This is a genomic window from Collinsella tanakaei, from assembly GCF_016902615.1.
Classification (GTDB): Bacteria; Actinomycetota; Coriobacteriia; order Coriobacteriales; family Coriobacteriaceae; genus Collinsella; species Collinsella tanakaei_A.
The window spans coordinates 24475-40674 of the sequence record NZ_JACJMB010000007.1; the positions used below are offsets into that span (position 1 = coordinate 24475).

The window sequence follows — 16200 nt, forward strand, 5'->3', positions numbered from 1 at the left end:
GGATTCGATGCTATCATTACATCCTACGGAGAGATGGCAGAGCGGTTGAATGCGGCGGTCTTGAAAACCGTTGAGCGCGCGAGCGTTCCGAGGGTTCGAATCCCTCTCTCTCCGCCACCCACCCATCCCCACAACTGCACCACGCGCCCGGTCGATATGCGCAAATCCGTGTAAGATGGCATGACGGTTTCACAGCCGCACCTGCACGCTCTCAATCGGAAAGACCACGCATGACCGCCTCGCTCACCATCATGTATCCCGCCATCATGGCAGCCGTCGCCGGCTCGGGAGCCGCCGGCCGCATGGTCACCATCCCCATCGGGTTCGAGATGATCGCAATCGTGGCGGCCTCGATCACCGGCGCCCTCACCGCGCGCGAAAAGCACCTCGACCTGCTCGGGTCGGTCTTTTTTGCCGTGATGTGCAGCCTCGGCGGCGGTCTTCTGCGCGACATGATCCTGCAGGTTGGCAATGTCTACATCCTGAACCAGCCGCTCGCGCTGCCCGCGGCCATGATCACGGCAGCCGTCGTCTTCCTCATCCCGTCGGTCGTGGAGAAACAGGACCGCATCATCGCCCTATTCGACATCTTCTCGGTCGGCCTGTTTTCCGCCACGGGCGCCGACAAGGCGCTTGTCTATGGATTCGGTCCGCTCATCGGCGTCATGATGGGCTTCTTCACCGCCGTCGGTGGCGGCATGCTGCGCGACATCTGCCTCGGCCAGACGCCCGCCATCTTCCAGCGCAGCAACTTCTACGCGGTGGCCGCCATCGGCGGCGCGATCTCCTACGTGCTGCTTGTCGACGCCGGCATCTCGAACATCTTCGCGCTCATCGTCTGCGTGGCGGTCACCATGGCCCTGCGCTACCTGTCACTCCACTTCGACATCAAGAGCCCGGCCGACGTGGACCTCGTCGAGGTGGTCGCGCGCACCCGGCGCAAAGCGCGTGCCGGCGCACGCCCCGAAACGACCAACCATTCCGTCGACGAACTCGAGGAGCGCCGTGAGCGCGTGCAGGCCGACATCGATCGCCGTCGTCGCTACGAGCGACGCAAAGCAGCCCTCGACAAGCTGCACAAGCACCGCCGCGCCCGCTCACGCCGACGCATCGACGTATAGGGCCGCACAGGGGACTCCTGCCCATTCACGCGACGCACCGCCTGAGCGCCCCCGGTACTCTCGACAAGCGGGACGATACGACGAGGGCCACCCCGGCAGGAGCGGCCCTCGTTTTCATAGCAGGTTGATGTGCGTCTGCGCTACTACTTGGCGTTCATGGCGCGGACGGCCGCCTTCTTGCGGTCCGTCGCGTTCAGCAGGCGCTTGCGCAGGCGGATGTGCTTCGGCGTGATCTCCACGAGCTCATCGTCTGCGATATACTCGAGCGCCTCCTCGAGCGAGAAGGTGCGGGGCGGCACGAGCTGCACGGCGATGTCGGCCGTGGAGGAACGCTGGTTGCCCAGGTTCTTGGTGCGCGCGATGTTCACGACCATGTCGCCGGGCTTGGAGCGCTCGCCCACGATCATGCCCTCGTAGCACTCGGTGCCGGGCTCGACGAACAGCTGACCGCGCTCCTGCAGGGTGCCCAGGGCGTAGGCGACGGCCTTCTCGGTCGTCATCGAGATCATGGCGCCGTTGTTGCGGTTGCCGATCTCGCCGGCGTACGGACCGTACTCGAGGAAGGTGTGGTAGAACACGCCCTCGCCGTGCGTGACGTTCATGACGCGGTTCTTCAGACCCATGATGCCGCGGGTGGGGATGCGGAACTCGATGTGGGTGACCGTCTTGCCCGCCTGCATGTTCGTCATCGTGCCGCCGGCGTTGCCGAAGACCTCGATAACCTTGCCGGCGTACTCGTCCGGGCACTCGACGACGGCCTGCTCGACCGGCTCCATGCGATTGCCGTCCTCATCCTTCTTGAACAGGACGCGCGGGCGGCCGACCTGGAACTCGAAGCCCTCGCGGCGCATGGTCTCCATAAGAACCGACAGGTGCAGAATGCCGCGGCCGGACACCTCGACGCCGCTCTTGTCGGGCAGCTCCTCGATGCGCATGGTCACGTTGTTCTCGCGCTCGTTGAACAGGCGCTCCTTCAGCTGACGGGCGCCCACGATGTCGCCGTCGCGGCCGACGAGCGGCGAGGTCGATGCCTCGAAGACGATCGACAGCGTCGGCGGGTCGATCTGGATGGGGTCGAGCTCGACGGGGTTCTCGGGATCGGTGTAGACATCGCCGATGTCGGTGGAGTCGACGCCCACGACGGCGGCGATATCGCCCGCGCCCACCTCGGTGCACTCGGTGCGGCCAAGATAGTCGAACGTGAACAGCTGCTTGACCGTGGCGGTGGCGCGCTCGCCGTCGTTCTTCACGACGAGGATCGTGTCGCCCTGGTGGATCGTGCCGGAGTACACGCGGCCGATGCCGATACGGCCCACGTAGCTGGAGTGGTCCACGGTCACGCACTGCATGGCGAGCGGTCCGTCGACATCCACGTCGGGCGCCGGCAGGTCCTCGAGGATCATGTCGAGCAGGGGGTACATGTCCATATTGCCGTCGTTGGGATCGAGACGGGCGAAGCCGTTGACCGCGCTCGCGTAGACCACGTGCTCCATGGCGAACTCGAGCTGATCGTCCGTGGCGCCGAGGTCGGCCATAAGGTCGAGGCAATCGTTGTAGGCGCGCTCGGGATCGGCACCGTCACGGTCGATCTTGTTGATGACGATCATGATCTTGAGGCCCGTGTCGATGGCATGGCGCAGCACGAAGCGGGTCTGGGGCATGGGGCCCTCGAAGGCGTCGACGAGCAGCAGGGCACCGTCGGCCATGCGCAGCACGCGCTCGACCTCGCCGCCAAAGTCGGCGTGACCCGGGGTATCGATGACGTTGATCTTCACGCCCTTGTACTCGATGGAGATGTTCTTGGCCAAGATGGTGATGCCGCGCTCGCGCTCCTGATCGTTGGAGTCGAGCACGCGATCCTCGACCTTCTGGTTCGCACGGAACGCATCGGTGGCACGAAGCAGCTTGTCCACCAGCGTGGTCTTGCCATGGTCGACGTGGGCGATAATGGCGATGTCCCTCAGGTTCTCAACGCGCATGTGGTCCCTTTCCTTCACACAACAAAGCCAGCCTCAATCGGCGGGCGCACGATATTCTCGGTAACCGGTTCGAAAAACGTATATATAGTAGCGGTTCTTAGAAGAGCTCGGGCTCCTCACCTGCAGGTTCAGGGTCGCTCCACATAAAGTTATCGCCCTCGCCCATGCCGTCGAACAGCACGTAGGCGGAGTACCCGCACGCAAGACCGCGCTCGCAGAAGCTCACGAGCACTGCGCTCAGGTAGTCGCCGTCCACGTCGATGCATCCCGTATAGGCGATGGCGTAGCGTTCGAGCCGGCGCACCTGTTCATCGGGAATGCCGCGCGCCGCGTGCTGGGCAACGAACTCCTGCGCGGCGGTCAGGCAGGCCTCTTCGCCGTCATCGGTGAATTCCGCCTCGTAGCGCACCCCGTTCGCGTCCTCGACGCACACCACAACGCCGGGATCCTCGCCCTCGGCGAGACAATCCAGAAACGCCCCGATGACATCGCAGGTCATGGCGTCGAGCTCAGCCGACACCGCACCGGGCTGTTGATCGTTCTGGGGCATCGCGCGCATCCTCTCTGTTGCATGCAGGGCCAACCGTTTTATTGTACCGTGGACACGCGAGTAAGATGTACGGCCGGAACGTCTCTGCACGAAAAGCGGGGTTTTTTTCTCAGTTGCGCGACCGCCAGAATCGCCTGGCGTCAGAGCCGCGCTGCCTCCTCGGCGATCTTTCTCGCCGCATCGCGCGTCTGCAGCAGCTCCCGCGAACGCTTCTGCAGGGCATCCACTTGGCTAGACAACAATACGGCGTCGACAATGCCCCACAGCGTGAGCATCGAGGCGATGGAGAACGCGAAGGCGCCGATGCTTCCGCGCGCGCGGGAGGACAGAAGCGCAACGATTGCTGCGACGAGCGCCATCGTGACCATAGTGCGGCGCCGCTCGCGCATGGTGCGCAGTTCCGCCACCACGGCCAGGCGCGCCGTCTCGGCAGCGTTGGCCCGGGCGGTCGCCTCGAAGACGATAGCGGATGGTGAAGCGGCAGATGCAGACGCGCGCCCCGCGGACCGGGATGTCGTTTTCGCACCCTTCAAAAGCACGCTGCGCGCCTCGTTGATGCTGCTCATCTGACGCTCGGCGCGCTCACGCAGGCGCTTGTTCGTACCGTATTTATCGGGATGGAGCATTTGGGCGAGCTCGCGATACGCCGTCGCGATCTCTTCGCGCGTGGCACCCGGTTCAAGGCCCAATACACGCAAGGCCTCGTCGCGCGTCATGCACCGTCCTCCTTCGGAATGCGGCGCCATCGCGCCGCGGACTGACTCGATATGCGAAAGGCCCCCGTCGCCGGGGGCCCTCACGTCAACAGGTGGACCGTCAGGGGTTCCGGTCCGCCTCGCGGCGTCCCGCCCCGCTTCGGCCGCCTGCGGCGCCCTCGCGCGCTGCGCGGCCGGCGCCCCCGCGCCGGCTCGCTCCGCGCCCTCCCGGGTTCGAACCCCCAGGGCGGCGCCTATGCGAAAGGCCCCCGTCGCCGGGGGCCCTCACGTCAACAGGTGGACCGTCAGGGGTTCGAACCCTGGGCCTTGGGATTAAAAGTCCCCTGCTCTGCCAGCTGAGCTAACGGTCCGCGTTTCGCATTGTACCACGCCCGGCGCGCAGACGGCTTCACAGCAGCGTCAACACATGTCGCATGCGTCTCGCACGCCAATCTCAACGCCGCGTTCATTGCACAAGCGCCGGTATCGCTTCCGCTACGCCGCGGCAACCTCCTCCGGCTTCACGAACAGATTCGTGATGATAAAACCTCCCGCGTAGCTCAGCACGAGCCCGATGCCGTAGAACACCATGGACATCACAGGGTCGTTTACCGGACTTGCCGTCATGACCGGAAATGCAAGTACGCCGGACGGACCCCAAGTGGTCGACGCAACCTGCATTACCATAACGAACGCGCCGCCGAAGCCCGCACCAAGACCGGCTGTGATGAACGGCTTGCCCATGGGAAGGGTGACGCCATAGATAAGCGGCTCGCCCACGCCAAGAATGCCAGCGGGCAGCGCGCCGTCGATCACCGAGCAGATGCGCTGGTTGCCGACCTTCTTCGCCTTGAGATAAATCGCGATCGCCGCACCAACCTGACCGGCACCGGCCATCGCAAGCGCCGGATACAGCGTCACGTAGCCGAAGGTCTCAAGCTGCACGGTGTAGAGCGCCACAAGTCCGTGATGCATGCCCATGGCCACCATAGGCAGGAACAGCAGGGCGGAAATATAACCCGCAATCACGCGCACGATCGGGTTCGCGCTCATGGCAACCTGCTGCACGATCCACACCAGACCGGTGGAAATGAAGCCGGTAGCCGGCATGACGATGAAGACGTAGGGGATCACGGTCACGATGAGCGTAAGCAGCGGCGTGAACACGATGTCGATGTTGTCGGGCATCTTCGAACGGATAGCCTTCTCGATCTTGACCATGAACCAGACGCCGATGATCACCGCGAGCACACCGCCGCGACCGGCACGCAGAATCGCGTCGAGCGGCTGGGCATCGTTATAGAGACCGACAAGCTGCGAGATCGCATCGATGCCGGAAAGCGACGTGATCATGCCCAGCATGCCACCGAGAATCGGCGTGCCGCCGAAGCGCTCTGCCGCGCGGTAGCCCGCCCATGCGGTGATGTAGGTCATGAACGCCTGGTTGATGAGCGTGAGCAGGTTGTACACCACGCCCCAGAACGTATCTTCCGCATACCCCGGCACGAGCTGCGTCAGCAGGGTCGCAAATCCCGAGCACAGGCCCGCGGCGATGACGCCGGGAATCAGGGGCACGAAGATCTCGCCGAACGTCTTCAGCATGCCCTTGATCTTGCCCTGCTTCTGGCCCGCCTTCATCGCGGCCTTGTTCGCCTGCCAGTCGCCGTCGACTGAGGTTCCCCCGCCGCTCTCGGCGGACACGGGGATGCCCATGGCGGCGCAGATGTCCGCGCATTTGCGGCACTTACCCGGGCCGATGACGATCTCGATATAGCCGGGTTTGTCATGAACGATACCGAGAACGCCCTCGACGTTCTTCAGCCCCTCATCGTCGATTTTGCTGTCATCCGCCACGTGGATGCGCAGCCGCGTCATGCAGTTCGTGGCCGCCGTCACGTTGTCGCGGCCGCCCATCCTCTCGAAACACGCCTGTACGAGCTCTTCATTCGTCATTGGTGTCGCTCCTTTCCGCTATGCATCAATACGAGTGCTATACATTCCGTACGATGGCGGCACGCACATGGCCGTCCGCCGCTGCGAGCGCTCTTTGTGCCTCGTCTGCCGTCTGGTTGTTGAGAATCATCACGATGGCCGTCTTCACGTGCCCGCCAGCTGCTTCGAGCGCCGAAATGGCCTCTTCGCGTGTGCATCCGGTCGCGTCCATGCAGATGTTCTGGCCGCGAACCACCAGCTTTTCATTCGTCTGCTGCACATCGACCATCAGGTTCTGGTACACCTTGCCGCACCCCACCATGCTGCCGGTCGAGATCATGTTGAGCACGAGCTTCTGCGCGGTGCCCGCCTTGAGCCTCGTCGAGCCCGTCAAGACCTCCGGCCCGCAAACCGGCTCGATCGCGAGCTCGGCATGGGCGCCAATCACCGAACCCTTGTTGCAAGCGATGGCGACGGTGTGGCAGCCGACCTCGCGGGCGTAGTCGAGCGCGGCGGCGACATAGGGTGTGCGTCCGCTTGCCGCAATACCGACAACTGTGTCGCGTGCGGAGATTCCGATGCCCTTCAGATCGTCAACGCCGAGGGCCTGACTGTCCTCAGCGCCTTCAACGGCGCACACGAATGCGCCGGTGCCGCCGGCCATCAGACCAACAACGGTATCGGGAGACACGCCGAACGTCGGGGGGCACTCGACGGCATCGAGCACGCCGAGCCGCCCGCTCGTACCAGCGCCCATATACACGATGCGCCCGCCCGCGCGCAGGCTTTCGGTCGCCCACTCGATCGCCTGCGCGATATGGGGCAGCTCCGCATGAATCGCCTCGATGACATGCGCATCCTCGCGATTCATCACCTGCGCGATCTCGAGCGGGCTCATCTCGTCCAGATTCATGGTGTCGGGATTGCGTGACTCGGTGGTCAGCTGCGACAGGTCAAGCATCTTCGGATTTCCTTTCCAACCCGGCCGCACCGCGGCGCTTCTCCGGATCTTCCTTGACGGTGTAGTTGCGGGTGATGATGTCCGCGCATTGCTCGTAGTTCCGCGCGACATAGACCGCATACAGCGCATCGACGACGAACAGCTGCGACATGCGCGACCCCATGGCTCCACTGCGCACGAGCGGCTCGCTTGCCGCGATGCCGAGCACGTAGTCGACGTGGCGTGCGAGACCCGCATCGTTGCCCATGCGCGTGATGGCGATGACCGGGGCACCGCGGCGATGCGCGCAGCGAGCGCATTCGATCATCTCGTCGGTAAATCCCGAGTAGCTGACCACGATCGCCAGGTCATCAGCGTGCATGTTGCGCGCACAGAGCCACTGGTTGTGCCAGTCGTCGTACACATGGCACTCCTTGTCGACCCGCGTGAGCTTCATCTCCAAATCGTGCGCCACGAGCAGGGACGCTCCGATACCGAACACATCGACCACACGGCACGAACCGATAAGGTCGGCGCAGGTACTGAGCGTCACTATATCGAGCAGACGGCTCGTCGCCTCGATGGACAGCACGTCGCCCTGCACCACCTTGTCAACGATCTCGCCCACACTGTCGGCAGGGTCGATCTCCCGCAGGGCGATGTCGGAGCGCTCCTGCATGGCGGCGAATTCGTACACCAGCTCGCGCTGGAAGCCCTTATACCCATCGCACCCGAGCTTGCGGCAGAACCGCACGACTGCTGAAGGCGATGTGTAGGTCTGCTCGGCAAGCTCCCGGATGCTCATCGAAAGCACCCGCTGCGGATCCGCTTGAACGAATTGGATGATATTTCGCTCGGATGGGCTCGCGTAAGGCTTCTGCTCCTTGAGCCTGAGCAACAAACCGCTCGTCATCATACTCGTGCTCCTCCCGTCACCTCGCATTACACCGCAGCGATGCTCTTTGGTCACCGCTGGAGCAAAGATATGAAACTTTGTTCCGCTTCTTGGTGCAAAACATCCCGCCTGTGGTGGGGTTCGAACCGTTCAGCCCAAACGAGGTATACCCGCGACACAAAAAACGGCGCTCCCGCCCCTCAGATGAGGCGGGACCGCCGATGCCGATTCACGTGAGAGTTACGACCTACTCCCAGCTCCACTGGCCGTTCACGAAGACCGGAACCTCGGTACCGTCTGCACAGATGCCCATGATATCCAGGTCATCGGTGCCGATCATGAAATCGACGTGCGTGCTCGACGTGTTCACGCCGTGGGCGCGCAGCTCCTCGGGTGTCATGTCGTAGCCGCCCTCGTAGCATTCTGCGAACCCGATGCCGAGCGCCAGATGGCAGCTCGCGTTCTCGTCGTACAGCGTGTCGAAGAACAGCGTCTCGCTCTCGCGGATCGGCGTGTTCTTCGAGATGAGCGCAACCTCGCCCAGGCGCCGAGCGCCCTCGTCCGTCTCGAGAATGCTCGTGAGCGTGTCCTTGCCGACCACGGCGTCGTACTCCACGACCTTGCCTCCCTCGAAGCGCAGCCAGAAGCCGTCTACGCGGTTGCCATGGTGGATAAGCGGCAGCGCCGAGTGCACGATGCCCTCGACATGCTCGCAATCAGGCGAGGTGAAGACCTCCTCGGTCGGGATGTTGGGGAAGAACGGATGGCCGTCGGGCGTCTCGCCGCAGCCGCCTGCCCACAGGTGCTTATCGGTCAGTCCGACCGTGAGGTCCGTGCCGTTCTCGGCGGTATAGTGCAGGGCCACGAAATGGTTCTCGTTCAAGAAGCGCAGATTCTTCTCGAACGTCGCGTTGTGCAGGTCCCAATCGCTTTCCGGATCGTCTCCGTCGGCGCGGGCGACCGAGAGGATCGCGCGCCACAGGCGATACATCGCGACCTCGGTCGGAACGTCGGGATACACGTGCTCAGCCCATGCGGGAACGGGAGCGCCGGCAATGCACCACGGATTGATGTTGAAGTCGAGTCCGCGACGGAACGCACGGCACTGGGTGTTGCGCGCCTTGGATGCGGCGGCGGGTTTCGCAGGATCGATACCGCGCAGGGCCTCGGGGTCGGAGCCCTCGACGAACACGAAGCACGCGCCCGCCTCGGCGAGGGAATCGAGTTGGATGCGCTGCCACTCGGGCGTCTGCTCGAAATAGGAGGTCTCAACATGCTCGTAGGTGAGCCGCGTGACGCAATCGTCGGACCAGATGACCGTCACGTGGCCGGCGCCCGCCTCGTATCCGTGCTTCACCAGCATGCGCACGAACTCACTCGTATCGACCGGCGCCTGGATGACGAGCTCCTGACCGGGCTTGATGTTGACGCCGGTCCTGACGACCAACCGGGCATACCTGTCGATCTGTGGCATGAGGGCCCTGATGCCCTCGCGCGCCTCCTGGGCAGTCATCTCGGCTCTCTCCATGTCTCTCCAATCTTACGGAAACCTCTGGCAGAAGGGCTTCCCTCTACACATATGGGGCGCGCCGCCGTATGCGACACGCCCCGTAGCCATCATATGCATGCGCGAGCGGTTCCACACGCGCATGAGTCTGTGCGCCACAGCGTCGCGCGGCGTTACTTCTTCTTGCTCTTGCGCTTCGCTTCGCGCTCCTCGCGCTTGGCGCGGGCGGCCGCGGCGGTCTCCTCGAGCAGCGCGTCGATCTTGGCGTCGGACATGCCCTCGGCCCGACGACGGGCATCGTTGCGCAGCGGGCGGATCTTCACCAGGTCGTAGATGAACGCGGCAATGATGCACACGTAGGCCACGACCAGACCGCCGATCTGGATCGGCGTGGAAAGCTCCGTGCTGCCCGCCGGCAGACCGAGCAGGACGATCCACACGAACACGCTCGCGATGACGCCGAGCACCAGCAGACCCCAGAACACGCGGCGATGCTTACCGTAATCGGGCTCGCTTTTCAGCAGCTCGTTCGAGGCCGTGTAGATGCGATCCTCCTTGAGGCGCAGCTCGCGCTTGCGGGCGCGCTTCTCCTCGCGCGAAAGACCGGCGAGGGACTCGCCGCGCTCGGCCTGCTTGCGCTTTTCCTTTGCTGAGGCGGGGACCACACGAACCGAAGCGGCGGCGGCGCGGGCGGGCTTGGCGGATGCGGCGGACTTGCGGGTGAAGCCGGTCATCTCGCCCTGCTGCTGCGCCTGGCTTCGCTTGTTCATAGGGTTGCGGGTACTCACTTACTTGTTCTCCTTCATGGATTCAAACTTGGTGCCCGTGAGCATCTCGTAGGCCTCGCGGTAGCGGGCCGACGTGCCCTCGATGACGTCTGCGGGCAGGTGCGGCGCGTCGCCGGTCATATCCCAGTTGGCGAGCAGCCAGTTGCGCACGTACTGCTTGTCGTAGCTGTCCTGGACCTTGCCCTCCTCATAGGTGTCGGCGGGCCAGAAGCGGCTCGAATCGGGCGTCAGGCACTCGTCGATGAGGGTGACCTTGCCGTCGATGATGCCGAACTCGAACTTCGTGTCGGCGATGATGATGCCGCGGGTCGCCGCGTAATCGGCGGCGGCGGTGTAGATCTTGAGCGAAAGATCGCGGATCTGCGAGGCGATATCGGTGCCCACGATGTCGCAGCAGCGCTCGTAGGAGATATTCTCGTCGTGATCGCCCAGGTCGGCCTTCGTGGAAGGCGTGAACAGCGGCTCGGGCAGCTTCGAGGCCTCGGTCAGGCCCGCGGGCAGCTTGATGCCGCAGACGGTGCCGTCCGCATCGTAGGTCTTCTTGCCGCTACCGGTCAGGTAGCCGCGCACGATGCACTCGATCTTGATGGGATCGGCTTTCTTGACCAGCATGGCGCGACCCGCCAGGTAATCACGGTACTCGGCGAACTCGGCAGGGAAATCGTCCACGTCGATGGAGACGAGATGGTTCGGCACGATATCGGCGAACTTGTCGAACCAGAACGCGGAGATGCGGTTCAGGACCTCGCCCTTGAAGGGGATCTCGTCGGGAAGGATGTAATCGAAGGCCGAGATGCGGTCGGACACGACCATCAGCAGGTTGTCGCCCGCATCGTAGATATCACGAACCTTGCCCTTGGAATCCGGACGACGCTCGATCGAAGTCACGTTGGTCAACTCCTCACATAGACGGGTTATGGCACGCATACGCGTGGTCCGCCCGATAGCGGAACGGCAGCGGCGGGAAGCGCAAGCTCCCCGCCGCTCCTTCACCGTATCGCGGCAGACTAGTGTTTCATTGTAGTAGATGGCGCTTCGAGTGCATGCTCACGCGGCAGATGAATCGTAAAAGTCGTACCCTTTCCAAGTTCCGACTCCACGGAGATAAACCCGTGATGACGCTCGACGATCTGCTTCGTCACAGCGAGGCCGACACCCAGGCCACCCGCCTCGCGCGCGCGGCTCGCATCGGCGCGCCAGAAGCGGCCGAAGATGCGGGACAGGTCCTCCTTGGCGATACCGATACCCGTATCGGCCACCGAGATCAGCACGTTTTTACGGTCGAGCGCAACCGTGGCGACCACCCAGCCGCCCTCGGGTGTGTAGCGCATGGCATTGGAGAGCAGGTTGATGATCGCCTGTGTGATCATGTCCGGATCGACCTCGATGGTGGCGCCGCGCCCGGCGGTCTCGTCGGCAAAGCGCAGACGCAGGTCGCGCTGGACGAACAGCTGCTCCTGGGCGTTCACGACGTTGCGCGCGAGCGCCACGATGTCGACCTTCTCGAGGTTGAGCGGCGCAGTGCGGTTCTCCATGCGCGACAGCTCGAGCATCTGCTGCACCAGGCGGGCCAGACGGCGCGTCTCGGAGGCGACGGTCTCGAGGTGCTCGGAGTCGGTGGGGTAGACGCCGTCCTGCATGGCCTCGACCGTGGCGAGCATGGCCATCAGCGGGGTGCGCAGCTCGTGGGCCACATCGGAGGTCAGACGGCGCTCGTGCTTGAGGTCCTTCTCGAGCGAAGTCGCCATCTCGTCGAACGTCTCGCCGAGTTGATCGATCTCGTCGTCGCCGCGCAGCTCGGTACGGGCGGACAGGTCTCCGTCGCGAATCTGTTTGGCCGTGCTCGTGATGCGGCGGATGGGATTCGTGAGCATACGCGAGACGAGCAGGCCGATCAGCAGTGCGATGGCCACGGCGACGAACGCCGCGATGATCATGGCGTTGAACGTGCGGTCGCGAAACATCGTGTCCGCCTTGGTGAGCAGCACGTCGCTGCCCATGACCCACAGGTTCACCTTGCCCACGATCCTGCCGTCGGAGGTGACGATCGGCTCGGTGACGGCCCCTTCGGAATCGATCGGCGCGGTGGACACCAGGCTGTGGGCCTGCTTCGACCACTCCTTGTCCCCCTCATCCGACTCCTCCTGGGAGCCGGCGCTTTCCTTCAGGCGCTTGAGCTCGGCAGCCACCGGCGCTGCGGGCCAGGTGTCATCGTAGAGAATCGTCCCGTCGACATCCACCACCTGTAGACCGATATCGCTCGAAGAAATGGTCGAATCGGCGAGCGACGCCAAATCCGACAGGCTCCACGAACCGCTCGACTCATACATGTTGGCAAGCTTCTGCGCCGTGAGCTGGGCAATCTCGGTCACATTCGAGCGCGTGTACTCGGAGAACACGCCGCTCCACACCACCGAGACGACGCACACCATGATGAGCACCGTCATGAGGGAGGTCAGCGCGAACGAGAGCGCCATGCGCGTGCCGTAGCTCATGCGGCCTCGAGAATCGGAACGAGGCGTGTTCCAGCTCGCGCGGGAACTCGCCTCGGAATCCTGCTTATTCTTCTGTTCGGTAACCAAACGTGCCGGAAGCATTACTTGCTGGTATCCTCATCCTTCTTGGGCTGCTGGGGCGCCTCGAAGCGATAGCCGACGCCGTGGACGGTGTAGAGCCACTTCGGCTTCTTGGGGTCGTCACCCAGCTTCGCGCGCAGGTTCTTGACGTGGCTGTCGATCGTGCGCTCATAGCCCTCGAAGTCGTAGCCGAGCACCTTCTCGACGAGCTCCATGCGGTTGTACACACGGCCCGGATGGCGCGCCAGCGTGGTCAGCAGCTTGAACTCGGACGCCGTGAGATCGACCTCGCGGCCCTCAACCAAAATCTTATGGCCGGAGATATCGATGACCAGGTCGCCGAAGTCGAGCACCTCGACCTGCGGCTCGTCGGCGAGATGAGTGCGACGGAACAGCGCACGCACGCGTGCCACGAGCTCGCGCGGGCTGAACGGCTTGATCAGGTAGTCATCTGCACCGAGCTCGAGACCGATGATGCGGTCCTCGACCTCGCCCTTGGCCGTAAGCATGATGATAGGCACGTCGGAGGTGTCGCGGATGGCGCGGCAGACGCGCTCGCCGGACAGCTTCGGCAGCATGAGGTCGAGCACGATCAGGTCGAACTGATGCTTCTCGAACTCCTCGACAGCGGACTGGCCATCGCCGACACCGACGACCCAATATCCCTCGCGCTCAAGGTAGGCGGCAACAGCGTCGCGGATTGCCTTCTCGTCTTCGACTAGCAGAATCTTCCTTGCATCCGAAGCCATGTTGCGGCCTCCTTTTCCTATCTGACTCGACATTCGCCCATTTTAGCGCACATTCGTGCGCCGTGCGCATCGAGGCGCCATACGGAACGCGTCGCACCGCGGAGCGGCGTAGCTGTTGTACATTATTCCCAGGACGCAGATTGTCTTCCAGCAGAGTTCAGGGAGCAGCCATGGCATTCCGGATTCGCGTCGCAACCGTCGATGACGCAGCACAGGTCGCCGCCATCTACGAACCGTACGTACGCGACACGTGCATCAGCTTCGAAACCGAGGTACCCGATGCCGCTGAGTTCGCCCGGCGCATCGCAGACACGCTCGCACGCTTCTCGTTTATCGTCGCCGAGGACACCGACACGGGAGCTATTGCCGGCTACGCGTACAACCACGCGTTTCGCTCGCGCCCCGCATACGATTGGGCATCCGAGATCTCGATCTATATCGCCGAACCCTACCAGGGCTGTGGCCTCGGGTCGGCGCTTCTGAGCACCCTCGAGGAGCTCATGCGCCTGCAGGGCATCCATATGGCCGAATCGTGCATCACCGAGGGAAATGAGGCATCGGTCGCGTTTCATGAGCGCCATGGGTACCGGCTGTGCGGCCGTCAGGAGTCCTGCGGCTTCAAGCTCGGTCGATGGCTTTCGGTCCTCTGGCTTGAAAAGCAGCTGCTTCCCTGCGACGAAGCGCCCGCCGCGCATCATGTTCCCACCGACTCCGAGGTGCAGGCGGTGCTCGAGCGCGCAAATACCGGGGTCGGCGTATAGCACGCGTGGCCGGCACCTCGAGTCGAAGCGGTGCCGGCCACGCGTTGCCTTACTAATATATATGAGGTTCGCTACAGCGCGAAGACCCGCGCCGTCACGCTGTCGGGCATGCCCTGGTCGTTCTTCACGGTCGCGTAGACCATGAACAGGTCGCAGGTTCCCTCGCTTGCCGGATAGTCGCCGTAGTCGAGCGAGCGGTCGGGGCACGCAATCATCCCGTAGGTCTGCGCGTCCGTATCGATCACGTAGTGCGACGAGCGGATCTTGACGATGTAGCGCGTCCCCTTGCCCGCCGGGCATGCAGCGGGCTCACGGCTGATGTACACATACGGACCGCCCTCGCGACCGATAAAGGTGCCCATGTTGCCCAAGCTGCCGCTTCCGCTGTAGCTCGCCTCGATGGCGAACGCGAAGCTCGAGTTCATGTACACGGCCTCGAAGGGGTGCACACCGGCGGGCAGCACCAGCTGGTCTATCTGCTTGTAGGTGCCGTCACCCACATTGAGCGCGGTCATGCCGTAGTAGGTTCCCTCGTCAGCACGCACGCGCGGCGTGATCGTCAGGATGCCGTCGGATACCCGGGGCTGCGTGGCGAAGCGCCCGGGAGACTCCCACACGTCGCGCGGATCGTCGTCTCCCACCGCCCAGGCATAGCAATGGCTCGCCTCAGATGTGCGATCACCGGAAAGACTCGGCATCTTCTGCCAGAACACCGTCGAGCCCACCGCCGTGAACATCGGCGGGTCCCAATCGGCGCTACCGCTGTCCAGCTCGACCGGATCGCTCGTCAACGTTCCATCGGCAAAGCTCGACGCCAAAAGCACCCAGGTCAGCGTCGAGTACTCCACCTCCAACCACGCGAACACCCCGTTGCCGCACCGGACATCGTGAAAGTCGTAGGTCCTCCCCCGAACCGGTGAGGAGACGAGCGTGATGAGGTTGCCCGAGGTGAGCGACAGCACGCCGAGCGTATTGATGGAGGTGGCGGACTCCGGCGCCATCATAGCCGCCGACCACACGCCGTCGGTGTGATACAGAAGCGTTCCGAGCGGCAGGGTCCACGTGGCACTCAGCGTTGCGGCCGCATCGGCGCTGGCGTACTCGTCCAGCGCGTCGATGATCTGCGAATCGTCATCGATTACCTGCGGCTCGCCGGTGTTGTCGTTCTCGTTGCCATCGTTGCAGCCGGCAAGCGAGACGGCAGCGGCCGTCGCAGCCGTCGCGGCTGCTCCGCCGATCAGAAACCGGCGCCGCGTCACGCCGTCTTTGCCGAACAGCTTCATTACATCGCCCTCGATGCAGCCTCGGTGAGGGCGCGCGTCAGCTGGTCTGCACACGACGTCTTGCGCGGACCGCAGGTGTTGCCCGCCAGAAGCTCAACGATGTGCTCGACCGGCTGGCCGGCAACGAGCTTGGAAACGGCCTTGAGGTTGCCGTTGCAGCCGCCCTCAAACGATACCGCCTCGATGGTCTTGCCGTCGTCGGTCAGGTCGACATGGATGGCGCGGGCGCAGACGCCACGCGGCTTGAAGTCAAGATGAATCATCGGTACCTCTCTCAAATCGTGACGCCATTATACGGGTCGTGCTGCCCTGATACCCAGCGGCACCCCAAATGACACAAACGGGGCGACCCCTCACGGAGTCGCCCCGTCTTCATGCGCGCTGCATGTACGAGCGATGTCGATACCGCGCGCTTATCAGCGTG

At 63.7% G+C, this 16200-nt stretch carries 15 protein-coding genes and 2 tRNA genes; 3 read left to right on the forward strand and 14 right to left on the reverse strand.

Annotated elements, in window-relative coordinates; translation table 11 throughout:
* Positions 1-27: 27 nt before the first annotated feature.
* Positions 28-117, forward strand: a tRNA-Ser gene (locus H6A21_RS03770).
* 113 nt (positions 118-230) lie between these two features.
* Positions 231-1121 carry a trimeric intracellular cation channel family protein gene (locus H6A21_RS03775; RefSeq protein WP_204560383.1) on the forward strand — a complete coding sequence of 297 codons (891 nt, stop codon included), beginning with the start codon at positions 231-233 and terminating at the stop codon, positions 1119-1121.
* 143 nt (positions 1122-1264) lie between these two features.
* Here the strand turns inward: H6A21_RS03775 and typA are convergent, their stop codons facing one another.
* The 12 genes from typA to H6A21_RS03835 all read right to left on the reverse strand — a co-directional run bounded on the left by typA (position 1265) and on the right by H6A21_RS03835 (position 13732).
* Positions 1265-3100, reverse strand: coding sequence for a translational GTPase TypA (typA, locus tag H6A21_RS03780; protein WP_204560385.1), 1836 nt, complete (start codon positions 3098-3100; stop codon positions 1265-1267).
* A 97-nt stretch (positions 3101-3197) separates the two neighbouring features.
* Entirely contained in the window at positions 3198-3650 is a 453-nt protein-coding gene (locus tag H6A21_RS03785) for a hypothetical protein (protein WP_239462637.1), read from the reverse strand.
* A 140-nt stretch (positions 3651-3790) separates the two neighbouring features.
* Complete coding sequence (locus H6A21_RS03790; RefSeq protein WP_204560389.1) at positions 3791-4366, reverse strand: J domain-containing protein; 576 nt, start codon at positions 4364-4366, stop codon at positions 3791-3793.
* Between the two features lie 277 nt (positions 4367-4643).
* A tRNA-Lys gene (locus H6A21_RS03795) sits at positions 4644-4716 on the reverse strand.
* 124 nt (positions 4717-4840) lie between these two features.
* Positions 4841-6298, reverse strand: a complete 1458-nt coding sequence (locus H6A21_RS03800; RefSeq protein ID WP_204560391.1) for a PTS transporter subunit EIIC — start codon at positions 6296-6298, stop codon at positions 4841-4843.
* A gap of 37 nt (positions 6299-6335) precedes the next feature.
* Positions 6336-7238, reverse strand: coding sequence for an N-acetylmuramic acid 6-phosphate etherase (gene murQ / locus H6A21_RS03805; RefSeq protein WP_204560393.1), 903 nt, complete (start codon positions 7236-7238; stop codon positions 6336-6338).
* On the reverse strand, positions 7231-8160 hold the full coding sequence (locus H6A21_RS03810) for a MurR/RpiR family transcriptional regulator (protein ID WP_342636053.1): 930 nt from the start codon (positions 8158-8160) through the stop codon (positions 7231-7233). Before H6A21_RS03810 ends, murQ begins: the two co-directional genes overlap by 8 nt.
* Positions 8161-8359: 199 nt before the next feature.
* Entirely contained in the window at positions 8360-9640 is a 1281-nt protein-coding gene (locus H6A21_RS03815; protein WP_204560395.1) for an aminopeptidase, read from the reverse strand.
* A gap of 152 nt (positions 9641-9792) precedes the next feature.
* Positions 9793-10407: a hypothetical protein gene (locus tag H6A21_RS03820; protein WP_204560397.1), complete on the reverse strand. Its 615-nt coding sequence runs from the start codon at positions 10405-10407 to the stop codon at positions 9793-9795.
* A complete protein-coding gene (locus H6A21_RS03825; protein WP_204560399.1) occupies positions 10408-11295 on the reverse strand; it encodes a phosphoribosylaminoimidazolesuccinocarboxamide synthase in 888 nt (295 codons plus the stop codon).
* Positions 11296-11414: 119 nt separating this feature from the next.
* Positions 11415-12902: an ATP-binding protein gene (locus tag H6A21_RS03830; RefSeq protein ID WP_428840756.1), complete on the reverse strand. Its 1488-nt coding sequence runs from the start codon at positions 12900-12902 to the stop codon at positions 11415-11417.
* 101 nt (positions 12903-13003) lie between these two features.
* Positions 13004-13732: a response regulator transcription factor gene (locus H6A21_RS03835; RefSeq protein ID WP_204560403.1), complete on the reverse strand. Its 729-nt coding sequence runs from the start codon at positions 13730-13732 to the stop codon at positions 13004-13006.
* A 170-nt stretch (positions 13733-13902) separates the two neighbouring features.
* On the opposite strand from H6A21_RS03835, the gene H6A21_RS03840 reads away from it, so the two are divergent.
* Positions 13903-14493, forward strand: a complete 591-nt coding sequence (locus H6A21_RS03840; protein WP_204560405.1) for a GNAT family N-acetyltransferase — start codon at positions 13903-13905, stop codon at positions 14491-14493.
* A 71-nt stretch (positions 14494-14564) separates the two neighbouring features.
* Here H6A21_RS03840 and H6A21_RS03845 read toward each other — a convergent pair whose 3' ends face one another.
* The gene (locus tag H6A21_RS03845; protein ID WP_204560407.1) at positions 14565-15776 is read right to left on the reverse strand and encodes a hypothetical protein; all 1212 of its coding nucleotides are present in this window, start codon (positions 15774-15776) and stop codon (positions 14565-14567) included.
* On the reverse strand, positions 15776-16039 hold the full coding sequence (locus tag H6A21_RS03850) for a TIGR03905 family TSCPD domain-containing protein (protein WP_204560409.1): 264 nt from the start codon (positions 16037-16039) through the stop codon (positions 15776-15778). Before H6A21_RS03850 ends, H6A21_RS03845 begins: the two co-directional genes overlap by 1 nt.
* Between the last annotated feature and the right edge of the window lie 161 nt (positions 16040-16200).